The 20,073-nt window shown below is 61.0% G+C and carries 6 protein-coding genes; all 6 read right to left on the bottom strand.

From position 1 onward, the window contains the following. Positions 1-5: 5 nt before the first annotated feature. The 6 genes from ACILSR_RS26945 to ACILSR_RS26970 are packed head-to-tail and all read right to left on the bottom strand — an operon-like array spanning position 6 to position 19,175. Positions 6-2,099, bottom strand: coding sequence for a UvrD-helicase domain-containing protein (locus ACILSR_RS26945; RefSeq protein ID WP_395752919.1), 2,094 nt, complete (start codon positions 2,097-2,099; stop codon positions 6-8). Between the two features lie 20 nt (positions 2,100-2,119). Beyond that, positions 2,120-8,563 (bottom strand): DEAD/DEAH box helicase, encoded by a 6,444-nt coding sequence (locus tag ACILSR_RS26950; RefSeq protein WP_395752920.1) that lies wholly within the window; start codon positions 8,561-8,563, stop codon positions 2,120-2,122. 7 nt (positions 8,564-8,570) lie between these two features. Next, entirely contained in the window at positions 8,571-9,221 is a 651-nt protein-coding gene (locus ACILSR_RS26955) for a hypothetical protein (RefSeq protein WP_395752921.1), read from the bottom strand. An 8-nt stretch (positions 9,222-9,229) separates the two neighbouring features. Further along, positions 9,230-10,930, bottom strand: a complete 1,701-nt coding sequence (locus ACILSR_RS26960) for a DUF262 domain-containing protein (protein WP_395752922.1) — start codon at positions 10,928-10,930, stop codon at positions 9,230-9,232. Further along, entirely contained in the window at positions 10,927-16,197 is a 5,271-nt protein-coding gene (locus ACILSR_RS26965) for a hypothetical protein (protein WP_395752923.1), read from the bottom strand. The genes ACILSR_RS26960 and ACILSR_RS26965 overlap by 4 nt, the downstream gene beginning before the upstream one ends. A gap of 8 nt (positions 16,198-16,205) precedes the next feature. Beyond that, positions 16,206-19,175 carry a DEAD/DEAH box helicase gene (locus ACILSR_RS26970; RefSeq protein ID WP_395752924.1) on the bottom strand — a complete coding sequence of 990 codons (2,970 nt, stop codon included), beginning with the start codon at positions 19,173-19,175 and terminating at the stop codon, positions 16,206-16,208. Positions 19,176-20,073 lie beyond the last annotated feature (898 nt).

Here is a 20,073-nt window from a genome sequence, read left to right on the forward strand (position 1 = left end):
ATGGATCACGTTTGTGATAAAAGTGTCCCAGAACATATCAGCAGTCGCTCTCGTGCTCTCGTGGCAGCCACATATCGGAGACACTGATGGCGTTTTGCTTTGAGCTCATTTTCATCGCCCATGTAAACCTGGTCACCGGTCAGTCCGAGAGCAACAGCCTTGAACTCGAGGCCTTTGATCCGGTAGAGGCTTCCCATGCGCACCCCTGTTTCCGAACTCTCTGGATCGCCCGCATTAGGCTGAAGCTCAAAAGTTGCAATGCCGGCAGTGGCCAGGGCGGATCGCAAATGCGCCTTTACAGGAGCCAAGCAGATCTCGTGACTGGAATACCCTTCCTTCATGAGGCTCTGCACCCATTCAGTTACGAATTTTGCCTCTTCATCCGGCCCGCTGCAGCGCTGGATGATCGGCTTGGGTCCGCTGACCACGGATTGATCTCCCACGGTTGTCACCTGCTCTCCATCCAGATCGTCCACTTCCACGCCTTCGAGCATTCGTTGAGCACAGGTCCGAATCTGTTCAGTGGTCCGGTAGTTGATCTTCAATCGCCGGGATCTCCCGCGAACCTCAATGCCGGCCCTGCTGAGAGGAATCGTGCTCTTGTAGATTCGCTGGTGTCCGTCTCCAACAACCGTCAGTGGATTTCTTGTCCCTTCGTTGATCGGACTGAGCATGCGAATGAGCCGCAGGGCCTCCACTCCAAAATCCTGCACTTCATCCACAAGAACATGCGAATAAGCTGGAATCTGCCGTTTTTCCGCCGGCTTCTCCAAAGCGAGGCGTGCCTGGTGGATCAAGCCATCAAAAGTCAGCATGTTTCGCTTCTTCAGTTCCCGCTGAATGGATGAAAACTGGGGCCACAACTGCTTGCGCTGAGCACGAGACAGCCGTGGACGCCCCGTGCGCACGGCCGTGAGGTAGTCGTCTTCAGATGTGATCCCCATGGGATCGATAATCTCCTCGTACTCTTCGCGCACAAAGCCGGCGGTGAATTCAGTTTTCACAGCCAAGGCAGGCGTTTGCACCTCCTGCCAGATCTCATCCATCATGGCTCCGCTGGCCATCTTTCCACGCCACCCACCACGGGTGCAAATCGTTCTGGCCAGCGCGTGGAGATTGGTCACTTCGATTTTGCTGGCGGCCTGCGGACACTTTTGCTCTGCAAGACGATGAATCAGGCCCTTGATCGTCACGGAGAGGTTGGTGGTGAATGTGGTCACCAGTACACGTGCGTTGGGGTCTGTCAGCTGGCTCGCCAGATAAACGGCACGATGCATCAAGACGACCGTCTTGCCCGTTCCCGCGGCGCCGTTGATCTTCATCGGACCATCGACATCCCATTGCACGATTTTCCGCTGGTAGGGATGCAGGAAGATCCGCCACTCATCAAACGACGAGGCCATGATCTGCTTCAGCTCTTCCTGGCCATCCACGAAGACAAGATCGAGGTTGCAGGACTCCTCGATGTTGCGGAAGTCTCCCGGCCCGGCAGCCTTTTCTTTGCTGTCCGTCAAACCGAGCACCTCGCTGAGAGCCTGGTCAACCGACTGACCGCAACTGACAAAGAAAAGCACCTGGTAGGCGTCTTTGGGCAGGTAGTCTCTCAGCGCGGTCAAGGCATCGTCTGACTGGATCGCCTTTACCGCAGGGATCAGGGGCGTGGGCACACCTGCGTGGAAAAGCTCCTCCTCGGTGAGATTACGAAGAGGATAGCCCGTTTCGGATTCAAACTTTGGAGCGACCTCGTTGGCTGCGGCCGTGATCTCCTCGACATCGAAGACCTGGAGTGCGCCTGTGGCCTGATGCACCTCAAAGCGCTTGTTCTTGCACCAGCGGTAGGCGCTGTCGTGGTGGCCCACATGCATGAGCAGGTAGGTGTCCCCTTGTTTAGGGGCGATCACAATCGCACGATACGCCTGATCCACGCGCACGCTCCGCACCTTTTTGTCCACGGCTTCGTTGTAGGGCTCCAGATGGAGCGAAGGCGCTTTGCTGTCGCGATGGAATTTGTCCACCATTTCAGACACCTTTTTACGTGTCTGGGCAGGCAGGGAGCCAAGCTCTTGGAGGAGGTTTCGGTGAATCATCAGTCTGGCCATAATTGAATCTTGTTAAGGGGTTAGCTTCCGAGGAGCATTGCGAACCATTCAGTGCCTTTGGCCGCCAGATCATCGGACGTGACGACTTTCCATCCAAGGCCCTGCCACTGGCTGGCAAAAGAGGCCTGATCTCCCACCAGCACAGCGATCTTCTGCTCACTCCACGCCACTTCGGCGCAGGCATCATCGGCGAGTTCTTCGTGATAAAATTCCACCTCGGGCACGGGGCAGTCTCTCTCCGCCATCTTTCGGAGCTGGGCGATCAATGATCCCACCACAAGCTGCAGGATCTGCTCCCATTCCGCCGAGATCCCGGCAGTCCTCCCGGGCATGGACCAGGAGTCCTCTTCGGGGTGTTCCGTCGCGGCAAAAAAGTCAAACTGCCGCACAAACTGAAACAGGTTCATGGAGGCCAGGAAACGCCGCCACCGTTCCCGGTAATCCGTTCCAGATCTCTCCGCGGCACTGTCCCCCAGCCTGCCAAGCACGAGTACGGCCCCTGCCCTTTGCTCCATCAAGTCCGCCTGATGAAGAGCCAGGATGAAATCTGAGTTCTGTGAGAACTGATTGTTCACAGCCCAGCAGCCGTTGGCAGAAGCCTGAGGTGCAGCCCATCCGCCCGTTACCCCCCAGATGCGGACTGCGGCATCTTTGTCCTGGTCGGCCACAAAGCTGAGGCCATTGCCAAGGGCCACCATGAACAAAGCCCGCTCGACGAGGCTTTGCCAGCCATCCGCCAGAGGATGGCGGATGAATGCCTGCAACTGCACAAAGCCATTTCCGGTTGCGAGCCTAGCGTCTGGCAACAATCTAGCCTGGGCGCGTGATCTTGCCACATGGTCGGCCATCAGTTTCCTCACGGGCTCTTTGACGGTAAAGCTCGCGTCCTGATTCTCCATGAGGTCCTCCCAGGTGATGCTCCACACATGGAAATTACCACTCTTCAAAATGGCGCGGCGTTTTTGCAGGTCATCGGGCAGCCGGCTTTCTGGCTTGGTTGGGTGCACATGCGGATCAAAACCATCGGTAAACACAGCCAGGGGTTTGACTCCGTCGTCGTCGCAGGAGATCAGGAAATCGGGCTGGCACTGGATGGACACGCCCTCTCTCGGGCCCAGGTCTGGCTGCAGCTGCACGTCCCAGTAGCGCTCGTCATTTTTTCCCAGTCGGAAGCGGAAACCGCGGCTGCCGCGAATGATGGTTTCATCCCATTTGCCCCCATCCTCGGCCACCCACTGCCGCAGGCATTCCACGAATTTTTTCTCCAGCATGCTGCCAAACAAGGACTGCACGTTGATCTGATCCAAGGTCGTTTTGCTTTTGCGATGTTCTCCGGCTGCGATGAGCCGTTTCAGCAGATTGATGCCCTTGTCCCGGCTGATGTCCGCCGCCCGGCTCTGCTGCTGGTAGTTGCGGATGCAGCGGTAGCAGCCGTCTGTGTCGTTGCTGTCTCCCAGTCTGCGGCAGCGGCAGGTCTCCAGCGAGTTCAGTGCCAGACGGAGAATCTGGATCAAGCCCTCGCCAGGCAGGCCCTCGGCGTTGCGCTTTTGAAACAATGTTTTTAGAAAGCCCGTCCCGCCGGGAACGGCATCCATCAGCAGCAGGTAATCCTTGTTCACGCCGCGGGCCTGGTCTGGCATCGTCTCCGGCAGGACGAGAAGGTGAGCGGGATTTCCCTGAAACATGAGGCGCATGCCGAGATGAATGCAGGCTGAAAGGGTCGTGAGGTCGGCGGGTTCACAGGGTGGGAGCAGCAGTCTTACGGCCTCGGATTTCAGCTCCCGGTAGAGAAACACATGCTCCCAGCGATAGGCGGCGCCCTGGGTGCCCTGCTGCTGGCGCTTCTCGGTCTCGCGTCTGCCACGGCAACTGCGGCGGTGGCTCACATCGTCGGGATTTTCAAAAGGAGCTGAGACCACTCCGCAGTCCGCGCAGATCTTGAAGCCACCATTTGGCAGCTTTTTCTCAAAGCCAAAGGGCATGTCCGGGGCCTCCTCCCAAAAACCGCCGTTCACCTGGCGCATGACCAGGCTGGAGCGGTACTCCATGCCAAAGGGCTCTGTTTCATCGGCCACGGCCACCACATCGCTCGGAGTGGTGAGGTCAAAGCTGTTCACCAGCCGATAGATGCGGTTTTCCCTCTCCTCCGCCTTGTCTCCGGAGAGAGACTCATAGGCCTCCACATAGGACAGGGCCTGGCTGCGGGCAAAGTTCACAAATTTTTTCTGCTGGCCGATGTCCGTCTGTGCGCCCTCGCCTTCAGCGTGGGCGCACTGCGGGCAGGCGGAGTCGGCATCCGGTGTCAGCGTTTCCGTCCGGCGCATGTGCCCGCAGCTGCCGCAGACGGCCCATGGCTCGGTCAGGGGTTCAGAGGACGTACCCAGCTCGATCTGCTGAATTTCAAAGACACGGGAGTGGGTGTAGAAGTGGTTTTTCGGGGCCAGCTCCCGGATCGCCGTTCCGGCTCCGCGCACGATGTCATACTCGATGAGATGATCTTCCCCGTGGGCGGCCTGATGCTTGTTGTAAACGGCGCCGTAGAAGCTCACCCCGCGCTCAGGGAAAGCGTAGTTGGGAAGCAGGCCGTAGTCGGTAAGCAGCTCCAGGGAGGTCGTTCGATTGAGGCCATCCAGACGCCCCTTGAGGATCTTGATCTCACGGTCGATTTCACGAATGGCAGGGCGGTCGTCTTCGTTGTGCAGCAGATTGCGCTGTTCCTTGAGGCGGCGGCCGGCGTTGATCAGGTCCTTGCGCTTGGTTTCAAACTGACGCAGCGCGATCTCCGTCTGCTCGCGCAGTACTTCCACCTTGGAGTCTTCTAGAAAACGCTCGCGGGTGTCACTCTGCACATTGGTGTGAAAGCGCTGCATGAAGGCCGCCCGCAGGGAGGCCTCGTTGAGAGACATCCAGTCGAAAAACTTGGGAATCTGCCCTGTGGTGCTGAAGAGGTCATCGCCAAACTGGCGTGCGGTGCCAGGCAGATGCGCGAGCACGTGGGTTTTTACGGCGCAGTCAAAGCAGTAGGCAAAGTACTGCCGCGCCAGTACCGCCGCCGCGTCCAGCCAGCAGCCCGGGGGCTCGACTTCCCCCTTGAGCATCTGATCCGGCCTCGCAAAGAAGTACAGATCGTGAGGCCGCTGGTTGATGATTGAAACAATCAAGGCTGTGCCCGTGGACCGTCCGGCACGGCCGATGCGCTGCAGGTAGTTCGCGGTATTGGGCGGGATGGAACACAGCATCGTCGTGGAGAGATCGCCGATGTCGATGCCCATCTCCAGGGTGCTGGTGCAGGTGAGCACATTGGGATCGTCCGAGCTTTCCTTGCGGCCAAAGCGGCGCTCGATGTCCTGCCGTTCTGAGTTGGTCAGCAGGCCGGTGTGCTCGGTGGCATAGACGCGGCGGATGGCGCCTTTGCGGTAGCGCTGCTGGTAGTAGCGCTCGCGGTCATCAAACTCCGCGCGGGCATAGGTGCCGCCGTCGGCCTGGTAGGAAATGGTAGGCGCTCCGTGCCAGCAAGCGGCCTCTTCGGCGGGCCGTGTGAGGGTGTGGCCGGTTTCCGAGCAGACGAATTTCTCACCGCCGGCCACGATGGCGGCGCACTGGCTGTTGATGGCCACGAGGCGCTTGGTGCCATCGCGTTCCAGTTCCACCAGCAAACCGGCCTGGATGCCCGCCTCGATGAATGCGCGGGTGAGATCGAGCAGCGCCACATCGGAAGTGGCAGGCAGGTCAAAGACACGGCGGGACCAGCGGAGCTGCCAGGTCGCGCCGGGGGCGAGCACGTGGTCATGATTGCGGTCACTGTCTGTGACGAACAATCTCGGTCTGCGGCGGCCGGCATGCGGGTGCGTTTCGCGGGCGGGAGGGGCTTCACCTTTCCAGCCATATTTCCCCCAGAGCTTGGTTTTGGCGTAGAGGGCCACATACTCGTGGGAGAGGGCGCCGCGCTCGCGGTGGCGCTGGAGCATGCCGTAGATCCACAGGCGCAGTAAATCGCCGGTGAGTTTCATCAATGTCGGATCGACCTGCGGCAGGCGCGACTGCAGGAGGCGTACGGTTTCAGCGATTGCTTTGGGGTCCCACCTCAGGCAGCAGCTGCCGCTGCGCTCCAGGGTACGGCCGACCTGCACCTGCATCCCCAGTTCACGGGCAGCCTCCCATGACATGCGCTGGTGCACGGCCTCCAGAAAGGGGGTGGCGGGCCGGTCGATTTTCCGGCTGCGGACGAAGGCCTCGTATTCACGGTGCTCGCGGATGTCTGGCGGCACCAGGGTGGCCATGGCCTCCCGCAGAGAGCCGGGGCGGCCGGGTTGTGCCTCGGAGGCATATGCCATCAGCAGGCGGCCCACGTCCGGCAGGGGCAGGCCCTCAGGCCCTGCGCTGTCCACCAGGTGCTGGAGAGCCGTGCGGAAGGTGAAATGATAGGTGCGCGCGGTGAAGAAGCCCGCACGGTGGCTGGCGTCCTGCACACTGTCGGTGAAGGCCAGCATTTTGGGGTCGCTGTTAAGCAGGGAGCCAAAGATCTCGTCGATGGCCACGCTGGCGATGGTGGCGCCCTGGCTGCCGATGAAAAAGATTTGGTCTGCCGTCTGGCAGCAGGGGCACTTCTGATCGCCGATCACGGCATTGTCGCGTTCTCGGCGGAGGACGTGATCGCTGATCTGCACGGGGAAGGTTTCCGCGCCGGTGATGGGGCATGGGCCCTGGCCGCGGCGGACGGTCAGCACGCCGGGGCCGGTGCTGAGGTATTGCTGCTCGGTATCCAGAAGCTGCTGGCCGTCCGGGGAGGAAGCACTTCGTGAAGTCTGCGGTATGATGATGCGGATGCGCGCGTCCCGATTCCTGCCGGAGCCGCCAAACCACCCGGCGTAGATCGCCTTTGGCTCGGTGGCCAGGGCGTAGCCCGTGACGCCTTGTGCGCCGATCTGACTGTCCTTGTCACGATCATGCATGGCCACCCAGCCGGAGGCGCCACAGGCGGCACAGTGAAAGGCGGGGAGAACCACTTTGTCTGCCACGGCCTCGTCCAGCCAGGCAAAGGCAGGACTGGGGGAGACCACGCGGCCGAGGCGCCGCAGCTCGCGCACCCAGAGCTGCACCTGGGTGGGCAGCAGGGGGAAGTCCTTGCCGCTGCGCAGCTCCCGCGCATGGGCGATCATGCCGCAGAAGGAGGCCACGGCATGGTGCCTCTCCGCCAGGGTGAGATCGCCCAGCCGGAAGTCTTCCTTGCCGATCTTTTCCAGAAGCTCGCTCCACGTCACCAGCTGCGTGCTGGCCGTGTCCAACAGCCTGCGGAAAAGCGACTGCCGCTTGAGCCATTGGCCGAGATCCAGAGTCCATTGCAGGGCCGTGGTGGTGTCCGCATTCGCAGGCAGCACCGGGGCACGCCAGGCCGCAGCCTGGCGGATGGCGTAATCATCCGCCGTCTCACCGTCCAGTGGCACACACTCCGCCACAGGGGGCAGCGGGGTGTCTTCCGCAGTCTCGTAGGAGACGATCTCTTCCACGTTCAGTCGGTCCTCCCCGATCACGCATTCGGGTGGAAAATCCTCCTCAAACAAATCACCCGCAAAGATGCGCAGCCGGTCCAGGCCGTCTTCGCCGGCGATGGTGGCCGAGGTGCCCACGACGCAGAAGCCACCGCGGGGAATGTCCAGCCGTTCCTTCAGGCGGCGGATCAGGCAGGCCACGTCGGAGCCTTGCGCGCCGTCGTAGGTATGCAACTCGTCCAGCACCAGGTAGCGCAGTGCTCCGGGGCCGTTGTGCTGCCAGAGGTCCTGGTCGCTGGGACGCAGCAGCAGGTAGTCCAGCATCTTGTAGTTCGTCAGCAGGATGTCCGGCGGGTTCGCTTTTAGAGCTTCGTGATCGTCGATGGCATAGGCCTGCTTCTCACTGGCATCCACATAGCCCATGGTGGAGCGCTTGTTTTTGTCGGCACCGTTGTCGTCGTAGCCGGTGTACAATCCGACGCGGATGCCCGCCTCGCGGTAGGCCGGGGTTTGCAGCACCTGCCTGGCAAAGCGTCCCGCCTGGTCGTTGGCCAGTGCGTTCATCGGGTAGAGCACGATGGCCTTGATGCCTTTTTTCCCGGCCTTGCGGTCGCGCAGGCAGGCGTCGAGGATGGGGAAGAGGAAGCACTCGGTTTTGCCGGAGCCGGTGCCGGTGGTCACCAGGGTGGACTCCGGCGGGCGCTCACCGCCGGCAAACAACCGCCGCCAGGAGCGGGACTGGTGCTTGAAGGGGTGGAAGGGCGGCTGCACCACAAAGGGCACCTGCTCCCCTTCCCCGGCTGGGCGAAAGGGGCGGCGCAGTTGAAGCCACGGTCCTTTGAAAATGCCCTCCTCCGGGTCCTCGAGAAAGCGCAGCAGCGCCTGCTCCACCGCTTTCTCGCGGAAGTTAAACGTGGCCCCCAGGTAGTGGAGCACCTGGCGGCGGACATCGGGAGCGAGGGTGATGGGGAGCATGAGTCGTTCAGGCTTGGGCAGATTTGCGGGAGGCCTTGGGCGGAGAGGTTTCCGGGGTCAGCTTCAGGTGAATGTTCGCGGCATTGAAGAGCTGCAGAGTGCGGCTGAACTGGCTGGACTCCACTGTCGTGCCCAGCTTCTCGATGACTTCCTCAAGCATATCCCGCAAGGTCAGAAACTTGACCGGGTTGCCCTTCAAAGCCTGCTTGAACTGAGGGCTCTCCGTCCATTCCCTCTTGTTCTGCGGATCACGGGCGAAGGTGACGGCGGTCACATAGGTAAACTCGTCCCCGCAATGACTCACCACCTGGAGAGCCTGCCAAAAGGCCCTGGTCCAGCGTGGGTTCGCCAATTCACGGAAATGCTTCCAGTGCGCTTTTCCATTCAGCAGGGAGTCCGGCTTGTCTCTCAAAGCGCGCACTATCCTGGAGATGGGAAATCCGTCCTGCCAGCTCTTGCAGTTGACCACATACACCCGCTCCGGACCCGTTTTGCCCGGATGGATTCCGATGACGTCGATGTCGCTCGCCACGCTGTCGAGTTTGGAGTCATAGCCCTCGCTGCCATCGACGGGGCGAAACTTCAAATTTGCGCGCGTGAAGTAGCCTCGGGCCTGAAGCCAGTCTTCCACGAGTTGTTCCAGAATGTCTTCTTTCATGCTGGTTGTCAGTTGGCCTCCCATCGGTTCAGGGCGAACTCGATGATTTCCTTTTTACGCGCCGCGATCTTGTGGCCGCACCATGCTTGCTGGCAGCCTTCCTCCGTGCAAGCTGTGCGAATTCGTTCCGCCACGTCCCGATGGGACTTGTAGCTGACTTCGGCCAGGGCAGCCGCCTTTTCCTCCGGAGGCTTGTTGCCTTGAGAGGAGTTCAGTCCTCTTGGCATGAAGAGGAAGTTTCCAAGGTTGTTGAGATGCTTGATGGCAAACTCCTCCGTGTGGGGATCTCCCTGGGGATTCTGGGGCGCAATGTGCTCGATGGTGGACTCCATGTGTTTCCCTGCGATCTCACTCAGGTAGTCCTCGGGACTTATGCGGTCATCCTTGGGGTGACGGATGTCATTTTCATACTTCCACAGGATGTAGCGCATCACCTGATGGTAGTGGTAGTCGCTGTTGAGGTAGCCGACGAAAGGCTGGCTGAAGCCAGGCCCAGTTCGGAAGCCATTGCGGACCGTGCGCTTGAGCTCTCCAGAGAGCCACTCCACCGTGTGTCCTCCCTTCCCCAGCTTCTTCGCAATGCCGATCAGATCGTTGGCTGAACGGCCGTGCAAAAACTCAAACTTCAGCAGGGTGATCTCCGCGTTTTTCAGCACCTCTTTCAGGACGGGGTCGTGCAGCATCTGCGCGCCATGGGCTGCGTAGAGCTTGATCAGCAGAGGCCACGAGTCCGGGCCGCTCAGGATGACAAGGTCCGCCACGGTTTCATGATGGCTCAGCAGCTTTTCCAGTTCCTCCACGTGGGCAAAGGTGGCCGCCAGATCCTTGCAGTAGCTGGTGATATGGCTGACGATCTTTTCGGACTCATTCAGCGCACCCACCTCTTCTTTGAGATTCTCCATGGGACTTCCCCACTGCGGTGAATACGCGCGGTCGTGGTGGCGGAGCACCTGGTTTTCGTCGGAGTGGCGCAGGCGCTCCGTCGTGGTGTAGATTTTTTCAAACTGGCGCTCCACTGTGGCGATCGCGGCGTTCTCCGTTTGTTCGGGACTGTGCAGATAGACCTGGTACATCAGCCAGGCCTTCAGCTTCTCGAGTTCGGTCAGGTCCTTTCCACGGCTGTTTTGCAGGGTGAAAATTTGCGTGGCCTGCACTTTGCTCGCCACCACCATTCGCGTGATGTGGGCTCCGCCGAGCACGGCTACAAAGCCCAGAAGAACGGCGGTTTCGGTTTTCTGCAGGCGCTGATGCAGCATCTGGCAGGCTTCATGGATGCGCTTTTGAGAGCGGGATGCGGCCGGCACGCTGGAGTGTCCCCTCAGCATCAGATCCACAAAGATGTCGGTGTCATCACGCACGGTGACAAAGCGCACAGCGCCGCCGCGCTCCAGAAAGCGCTGATGGATCTCGCCGGCCTCGGCCACGGCACCACGTTCTTTGAGAATGCGGCAGATCACGCCCATCATCAGCACCACGGTGCTGAGCCGCTGCTGTCCGTCGATGACGAAGAGCTCGTGTTCGGATTTCCTCTCGAAAAGGAAATGTCCCAGGTAGTAGGGCTTGCCTGGAGGGTGCTCCTGCAGGTCAGCCAAAAACTGCTCCCGATGCTTTTCCTCCCACGAGTAGGCTCGCTGGTAGGGAGGGACGGAATAGGTTGTTTCAGCATCAAACAGCGTGCTGAGATGTTCTGTGGCTTGGGGGGTACTCATGATGAAGTGGGAATGGTTTTGGCAAACACCTCCCAGGCCTGGCGGTAGTCGCTTTCGCGGTCCACGCGGGTGAAGGGAGGATGGAAGGTTTTGGTGACTTGGGAGAGGCCGTTGTCGATCTCCCAGGTGGCGGAGAGGGGGGCGGTGGGCTGGCCGGTGTCGGAGTTGGTGGTTTCGCGGCGGCGGGTGCGCAGCTCGGTGGCGCCGGGGTCTTTGCGGGCGGTGTTGGGCAGGCGGCGGCCCTGGGCGTCGTATTCGTCCACCAGCTCGTAACCACGCATGACGGGGAACTGCACGCGGTAAATGGTGAGCAGCTCGTCCAGCGTCAGCCCCAGGGCCATGGCGACGAGGACATCGATCTCGAGGAGCGCCTGCCGCCGGGCGAAGTCGGTGCGCAGGGGGCAGTGCCAGAGCCAGCCGGTGGGAAGCCCGGGCCAGGGAAGCTCGGTGTCGTTGGTGAGGCGCGCGTCGTTGGTGGTCCAGCGCTGGACGTGGAGCAGGTCGCGATGCGCGGTGGCGTACTCGGACCAGAGATCGGCATAAGCGCGGGTGAGGCAGGAGAGGCGCAGCATGCGCGCGGCAGCGGCGTCCATGAAGGGGCCGGTGAGGAGAGGGAGCTGGCCGATGACATCGTGACGTGCGTCGCCTTTTCCTGTTGTTCGTATCAAAAAGTCGAAGGGAACAGAACTCGAACTGGCTGCAAAAGCCAGCACACGGTCGGAGGTGAGAAATGTCACACTGAACGTTGCGTCAATATGAGCCGGACCTGGCGGGATGATTGTAGCAACGAGAGTTCGTTCGTTAACTGGCTGACCTCGCCTTCTATTCGCGTAACGAGGTCGTGCGGTGATGGGCACGGGCAGATGTCCTGCTTGAACCCGAGCCTTCACCTCGCCCTCAGGTGTTTGGCCGAGCTTTACATCACGGAATTTTTCATGCAATGCTTCACCGGGATGCCGCTTGAGCCAAGCAATGGCTTCAGGAATATTACCTTTCGCTTTGTTAAAATGAGCGAAGCGGCGAGCACGGGAAGCCCCAGCTTTAGTTGTATCTGCTTGATAAAAGCGAAGGTTCTCACCATTCAGCAAGCTTTTCCACGCAGCCTCCTCGTCTTTGGATATGTTCCAGAAACCCGGGAGAGAGGGAGCGGGCCATTCGATGATGGAGTCATGATAAGCCGTCAACTTCCCATGAATGTCTCCGGCTCGGAAAACGGCGCGCGGCAAATAATCTTCAGTGATAGCTGTAAGATCGATTGAATCGTAGTGCCCATTCGCAGTGCAAATAGAACGTGCCGTTTTGTTTAGTGGAGTGCCATTGAAATAGTGGGGTCCGCTGAAAATCCACTCTTCCGCAGACGTTGGCTGAAAAGCAGGAGATTCTTGCCTGGTAATAACACCTGCACGCTGTGCATTCCCTTCGTCATACATCACAGTCGGGAAATATTCCTGTCTGATGCTAGCAAGGCGTTGTGGAGCATGTGTGAATCTCCGAAGCACTTCAAGAATCTGGCGGCTATGCACTTGTGGCAAACGCGACTCTAAAGGGTCCGCACCCAATTCTTCAAATAATGCCGAAAACACTGCAAGTTCGTCAATTGTGATTTGAATTAGCCGATGGCAATGGCCACGCAAATCCCATGAACTCTCTTCAGTCTTTATGCCCGGGATTGGATCGCTCTCGCGAGTATGCTGATTGCAGGCTTCAACAGTCTTTGGAGTATAAAGATTTGCTGCGGTGATGAAATTGGGAGCTCCAGTCTTCCCAGTGAATACATTGATTCCGAATCGTAGTTTTCCGTGGTCGTTTGTTCCCACAAAGAGCACTAGTTGATTCTCGAACTGATAATGCCCCCGCATCCGCTGGTAATATTCTTTCCGGAACGCACCTCCCTTCGGATCATCAAAGACGCCTTCGGGATGCAGCAGGCCACACATGCCTTCCTTCCCTAGCACCTGCCAGATGCGGGCGATGAAGTTTTTGTACAGGTTGGTTTGAATGCCGGCCAGCTCAGGGTACTGGCTGGGTGCACAGAGGAAGGTGGAGGCACCAACGCTGGTCTCGAGTTCCTGGCAGTAGCGCTGCTTTTCGGCGTCGCCGCGTTCAAGGATGCGGGGGCGTTCGCGGGTGAACTCGGCGCTCTTGGCTTCCTTGACGCCGAGTTTGGGTTCGAGTTCTTCCAGCACGAGGGCGTCGTTCCAGCCGACTTTGATCCACGGAGGATTTCCGGCGATGAAGTCGAAGCCGCGGGCGGTATTGGCGGAGCCGAGGATTTCGGGAAAGGTGAGCTCCCAGTGCATGAAGTTCTGCTTCTCCGCGACCTGGCGGGCGGTGCGCACCCAGGGGAGGACGGCGCTGACGTTTTCAATGTCCAGCTCGCGGCTGACGGAGGCGGCGAGGAGTTCGCTGACGTTCAGGCCGGAGCGCAGCTCCATGAAGGCGGCTTCTTCTTTGCCGAGGTTTTCGGCGTCGATCAAAATGCGCAGGGCGGCCAGCCAGGCATCGCGGTCTGGGAGGGCGGCGGCGTGCTCGAGGGGCCAGAACCAGAGGGCGCACCAGGCGTCCATGACGAGCCGGAGCCGCTGGAAGGCGCCGGAGGTGGACTCCAGCTCTGCCTTCACACGCTCGCGGTCGGTGAGCCGGGGCGCGCTGGAGGCGCCCATGCCGCGCAGCAGCGGGGCGTCATCGAGATCGAGCTGGCCGGTGGCAACGGCGAGGGGATTTCTGATTTCTGATTTCTGATTTTCGATTTGAGAGGGATCATTGGGCCAGACGGAGGCGGGGACGGCGGTGGCGGCCAGGGCGGCGGAGCGGCGGCGGGCGTAGGCCTCCCAGTGGTGGTCCATGCGCTCGCAGAGACGCACGGAGAGATCGAGCTGCTCCGGAGTCCAGCGGGCGGCGACGTGCTTCCGGTGCCACTCTTTGGCGAGATCGCACTCGGCGGGCCAGAAGCTCTTCATGAGCCGGTCTCCGGCGACGGGGACCATCTCGGCATCAAATACCAGGAAGTGGTAGATTTCCGAGGGCTTGCGCGGCTCCCCGGGCTTGAGCACACGGGGCGGCACGGCGTCTTTGCCGCGGTGCCTGCCATCCTCCAACTGGCGGCGGGTGTACACGGCGCGGCGCGCGCCGATGAGGGAGTTCCCTGCCCTGAGGCGCAGCCCAAACCACGGCACGGCGCTCTGCGTGCTGGTGGTGGGATCTCCATCGTGGTCCTGCCCCACGTCCGGCAGGCGGTGGATGGTGCCGAGCCAGAGGGAGAGGCTGCCCAGCTCCACGGCAGTGGCATTGAGGTCCACGCCGTAGATATTGCGCGTGGCGATGTAGTGCATGACGCGCCGCAGCTCCTCCTGATAGCGGATGGGATCGATGCTGAGGCCGGTCTGTTGCTTTTTCAGCTCCAGGTAGCGCTCCGCCATCTGCCGCGCGGTTTCCACCAGATAAGCGCCGGAACCCATGGCCATCTCGCAGATGCTGAGGGTGAGGATGCGGTCTGCGTCTGCCGGGGTGTAGTCCTTCAGCAGCTCGCGCAGGGCCTCGCGCACGAGGCACTGGGCCAACGGCTCGGGCGTGTAATGGGAGGCGGAGTTTTCACGGTCGATGCCATTGAGGTGCAGGATGAAGCTGCCCTGCGGCCAGATGCGCGGCTGGCTGGTGCCGGGCAGCGTGACGACCTCGCTGCGCTGAAACTCCTCCAGCCGTGAGCGCGGCACAAACCAGCTCGGGGTGGAGGGATCGGCGATGTCCTTGCCCGCAGGCTTGACCTGGATGACGCCTTCGCGGTCGGTCACGTACAGACCGGAGTAGGCCAGCAGGCCCTCATACACGGCCCCGAGCTGGTTGATGCCCAGCTCGGCGTAATTGACCCGGCCGACGGAGCGGCCATCGGGATTCTGCCCCAGCGAAAGACGGCGGATGACCTCCTGCAGGCATTTGTTGCGGAAGCTGACGCGGCGGAACAAGGGCGTGGTGTCCGGCGCAAAGAGCGTGGCCGTGAGCGGGCGGATGGTGAAGGCCCTGCTGATGGCGCTGGCGGCGCTGAAGTCCAGCGACACCTGCTCGTGCCCGGACGCGGTGGCGGCGGCAGATTCATCCACATTGAACCCCTCATGCACGAGGCGGAAGAGGCGGTGCAGATGCTGGTGGAAGTAGGTGCCGGTCTCGGTTGTGGGAGTGAGCTCGACCAGCTCCAGATCGCGCAGAGCCTCCAAGGAATAGCCGAGGCGGTAGTAGTCGTCCGTGACGGGGAGGATGCCCAGCTCCGAGCCGCGGGCCTCGGCGTAAAAGAGGAAGAGCAGGCGATAGACATACGTGAGCGCCTCGCGCCGCAGAGCATCGGCGGTAACCTCCATCGTCTGCCCGGTGGGAGACTCCTGCGGGCGCATAGCGGTGTAGGAGAGATTTCCCTCGCGACGCAGATGAATCCACTCATTGGCCAGCAGCTCGATGGCCTCGCGCACGGCGCCCTGGAGCTTTTCAGAAACGCCATGGGCGAGCTTGTGGCTCTTTTCTTCGAGGCGGTCATGCAGCACGGAGTCGCTCTCGCCATCCGGGCAGAGGGTGGCGGCGGAGAGAAACAGCGCGAGCGCCTCGAAGCTGGCGTTTTCCCGCCGGCCAAAGGCGTCGTCGAGATCAAAGCGCAGGTAGCGGCCCTGGGCAAAGGTCTGGCGGTCGATCAGGAGGATCTGGCTGCCGCCGAGCAGCATGACCCAGCGCGGGGCCTCCTCCTCCTGAAAGATGCGGGAGACGGCCTTTTCCCAGTTTCCAGCGCAGAGGCGCAGCGTGCCCGTGGTGTCGGGCTCGGGGAGGAGCTGCTTTTCCAAAGGAGAGAACTCCAGCGGCTCGTCTCCCGGTGTGCCGTCTGGCAGGGCGCTCTCTGGCAGGGCGAAGCAGGTCTCGCACACGACGAGCCAGGGCTTCTCATAGCGGTTCAGTTTGAGCAGGGCCGGGACACGGCTGTGCCCGCCCTCCACGGAAAAATTGAGCGGATCAACGCTGTAACCCAGGGCCTCCAAAATGCGGGCATGCAACGCGGCGAGATCTGGCGTGGCATGAAAGCGCTGCTGCGGCTGTTGCGTGTAGTCCAGTGCCTGGGCCTTGGCTTTGAAGTAAAGCTCCCCCACGGCCTGGAGGCGGCGTGAGGGGGCGCTGGAGCCGAGCTCCCGCCAGCCGGAGCGGATCTCGCGCACATCGGCGTCCATGCCGGTGTCCAGGTAATGGCTGGAGTAATATTCGCCGATGTTTTGAATGCAGGAGTCGAGAGGCATGCGGGAGTCTATTTCGTGCTTTCAATGACGAGGACGAGGCGAGTGACCGGATCTGAGGAGGGGATGTAGTGGGCGTCCCGCCAGTTGTGGTTGCGGTCGCGGATGTAGCGGTCCATTTCCTCAATCTCCCGCCGTGCCTTCTGCTCCTGAACAGAGCCGCCCGCCAGGCCGTGGAACAGCTCCAACTGCAGGGCTTTGCGTTTTTCATACCAGGAGCGCAGGCGCTGCTCCTCAGCCTCGAGCTGCGGGAGGATGTCCCGCTGCCGCTGGTCCCGCAGCATCTTCATGTGGGCGAGGCTGGACTCCACGGCAGCGGTGACGAAGCCGCGCATGGCATTGGCATTGAAGGTGGAGGCGCGGCCGGTGTTGGTGAGATTTAAAAAGCGCGCCTCCTCCAGCGCCTCCCGCAGGGGACGATGGCGATACTTGCCGCCGGGCAGGAAGGAGATGGCATGAGCATCCGCGATGAGCGGAATGCCCGCTCGTGAACTGACCTGGCCGATGAAGCAGAAGCATTTCTCCCCGGCGGCCAGATGCGGGGAGGAAATGATGGGCGCGCTGCCGCGCGGGATCTGCATGACCATGCGCTCCACCAGCCAGCGCATGACGGGATGATTCTCGCTGTGGAGCAGCTCGGCCGACCAAAAACCGGAGGTCTGAAAAGCCGCCTGAATGGCCTGCTGGACACGACCGGGCTTGTGCGTGAGGCGGAACTGCCCGTGCTCGGGCCAGGCCTCTTCGGGAATGGCATTGGCCCCGAGGATGACATCGCCCCGCGCATCCCGCGCGCCGAGGCGGCGGGCGAGATCCTGCGGGGCGGTGAGCACCACCTGCTCCGGCGTGACCTCCAGCGGCTGATAGCGAAGCTGCTGCCCCTGCGGCGTGGTGCGGAGGTAGTCGTAGCCTTTGGCGAGGAAATCACGGTCCGCATACAGGCGCAGACGGCTGGAGGAGGCGGCCGCCGGGGTGGCCGGAGGGGGAGCCGCGGCCAGCTCCGCCTGAAGTGCGTGCGCCATTTTTTGCGCCTCCAGCAGCAGCGCCTCCAGGCCTTGCGCTTCTTCATTCCACCGCGCAGCCTCCGTGCGCTGGAGCACCTCGGCATCGCCGGCGATCAGGCCCTTCCGTGCCAGGTATTCCTCCTCAGCCTCGGCGTCGTAGAGCCGCAGGATGCTCTCTCCGGTGCGGGTGGAGCGATTGATCTCCTCCACCTTTTTGATGAGGCGGTCAAAGAGCTCGGTGTCTCCCTGCAGCAGTCCGGCCTGCGTTTTTACCAGCAGGTAGCGGAGTTGAGGCTCGCGCCGCTGGCCGAAGCGGTCGATGCGCCCATTGCGCTGGATGAGCGTGATAATAGACCATGGCAGATCATAGTGAATGATGTGATGGCACTCGTGGTGAAGATTGACCCCTTCAGAGGCGACGTCCGTGGCCAGCAGCATGCGCATGCGGCTGGTGCCCGTGCCGAAGGACTCGATGGTGGCGGAGAGGGACACATCTGGGAAACCGCCGTGAATGGTGGCCAGCACCTGCTCCGCCTGCTCTTCAAACTTGCCGGAGTACTTCAGCTTAAAATCCCTGGCCAGCGCCTCGGCGAGGGCCTTCTGCGTGACGGTGCTCTCGGTGAAAAGCAGCAGCCGGGGACTCTGCGCGGAGCCGTCCCAGCCCAGCTCCTGAAGGTGGCGCTTCAACAGCTGGTAGCGGGAGGATTCTGCAATGCCGAGCTTTGCCGAGGAGGCGGCCAGATGGCCCAGCAGCGGCAGGAGGGGTGATGCGGCATCTTCTTCCGCCACGCGGTCACGCACCTTGGTAATCGTGGAGGTGAAGGCCTCCGGGCTGGAGAGGAAGCGTTTGTAGAGACCGTACTCGATGAGCCTGTCCTTGGTGCCGTGCTCCTGCACCAGGGCGCGAAGCTTTGCCAGATCCGCATACACGGACTCCTCCGCGGCGGTGGCGTCCGTGGTGGTGCTGGCCAGCGGGATGACCACACGCTCCGAGAAATTGTCTCCGGCCTCCTGCCGGACGTCCTCCTTGAACCGCATCATGAAAAACGGCGCGATGTCCCGCGCATCGTACTCGCGCAGCTTCGGATCGGGGATGGCCGAGGGATCGAGCAGGGAGATCAGGCGCGCGAAGGTCTCGCGATTGCCATTGTGCGGAGTGGCCGTGGCGAGCAGCATGCTGTCTGTGGAGCGGGACATGAGCTTGGCCAAGCGGTAGCTGAGGACACGCTCCGCAGAGGAAGCGCCGGCGACGTTGTGCGCTTCATCGATGATGACCATGTCCCAGCGCGTCTTTTCCAGAAAGGGCCGGTAGCGGCCGACATCCTTCAGGGTGTCGATGCTCATGATGACGCGCTGGAAAACTTCAAACGGGTTCTTCGAAGCCGGGATCTTCAGACGGAGTTTGGCAATGCCCGCGGAATCAAGACGAACCAGCGGAATGGCAAAGCGGTTCCACAACTCCGACTGGAACTGGCTGAGCATGGACTTCTTGGTCAGCACCAGGATGCGATTGCCGCGCCCACGCGCGATCAGCTCGGTGAGGATCATGCCGATCTCGATGGTCTTTCCCAGACCCACCGCATCGGCCAGGAGCAGGCGCGGGCGCATCTGGCGGAGTGCTTTTTCCACGGCCTCCACCTGGTAGCCCATGGGCTTGAAAGCCCCCATGCCCTCCAGGCTCGGAGTCATGTCTGTAAAGGGCATCTGGCGGAGCTGGGCCTCCAGGAAGAGCTTGGCCTTCTCAAATCCGGGGGACTGATCCGGCTCCAGCGCTGTTTCGCGGGGGTCCACAGGTACGATTTCGTCCAATTGCGTAAGAAATACCGCCTCATGACCTCGCACGAGGTCATCGGCCCCTGTGCAAGAGACCGCAAATTCAGCATTGTTCCCGTCCGCCGCCTTCACCTGTGTCACCATCCACTCGGCATCCCGGCACAGTACACGCATTCCAGGGGCGAAGGTTTTTTGAGGGGATGGCATGAAGGGAGATAGAGATTTGGCTGATGCGGACCATTCATTTCACGCGGCGGAGCCCCCCAAGTCAAGCTGACATGCCACCGGCAGGATCAATAATCCTGAGCCATGTGAAGCTGGAAGAATGGAGGCGGGCCTCATGAAGATAAAAACAAGTCCCGAATGCTCCGAGGATTTTGAATGGCAGGGTCGTCGCAAGGCTCCTCGAGCCTACCGGGCACCCCAAAAGATGGTTCGAGTGTGATTGGACCATGGACGGAACGTTCCGATGAAAAGTCGAAGCATCTGCCGGCGGCTCAAGGCCAGCATGATGCCCAACAACTTCGAAAGATAGCTGGGCGAGAAATGTTGCCTCAGCAAATTGAGGAGGCACAGAGGCTTTCCAGGGAGTTCAAACCCATCTCGGTAGATGCCTCGAATCTCCTGAAGATGAGCGAGCGGGCATCGAAATGATAGGGGGCACTGTCTGCTGCGCCTATCACTGTCTTTGCAGCGGCTGCAGCACGGACGGCTCTTCTCGGGCAGCCACATTTCCGCTCTCTTGCCTTTTCGTCCAGCCAGCTGACACGGGTCCGCTTCAGCTAAGCTGCAAGGGAGCCCGGTTTCACTGCCACGCCTCCCCTGCTGCCAGAAACTCTTACCATTCGCCAAGTGAATCGTGCAACCGCGTGTGGACCTCCTCCAATCCGATCCCGTCCGCTTCAGCCGCGACGAGATTCGGCTGTCGATTTGGGCTCCGATCTCCCGGCGGTCTCAGTTTTGCATCGATTATCTCACGCCTTTTTTGGGCACCCTGCTGCGCGGCATTTGGAACTTAAGCGACGCTTTTATTTTTGATAATCTTTAGTTTTGTAGATTAAGTGGTTATTTCGAATTTCTTAACCCCGAGGTTATGATTGTCTTC

Source organism: Prosthecobacter sp. (assembly GCF_044222565.1).
Lineage (GTDB): Bacteria > Verrucomicrobiota > Verrucomicrobiia > Verrucomicrobiales > Verrucomicrobiaceae > Prosthecobacter.

Bases quoted from the DNA above. Each gene is read 5' to 3' on its own strand.
- ACILSR_RS26970 (WP_395752924.1), bottom strand. From the start codon at position 19,175: ATGCCATCCCCTCAAAAAACCTTCGCCCCTGGAATGCGTGTACTGTGC.
- ACILSR_RS26965 (WP_395752923.1), bottom strand. From the start codon at position 16,197: ATGCCTCTCGACTCCTGCATTCAAAACATCGGCGAATATTACTCCAGC.
- ACILSR_RS26950 (WP_395752920.1), bottom strand. From the start codon at position 8,563: ATGCTCCCCATCACCCTCGCTCCCGATGTCCGCCGCCAGGTGCTCCAC.
- ACILSR_RS26960 (WP_395752922.1), bottom strand. From the start codon at position 10,930: ATGAGTACCCCCCAAGCCACAGAACATCTCAGCACGCTGTTTGATGCT.
- ACILSR_RS26945 (WP_395752919.1), bottom strand. From the start codon at position 2,099: ATGGCCAGACTGATGATTCACCGAAACCTCCTCCAAGAGCTTGGCTCC.
- ACILSR_RS26955 (WP_395752921.1), bottom strand. From the start codon at position 9,221: ATGAAAGAAGACATTCTGGAACAACTCGTGGAAGACTGGCTTCAGGCC.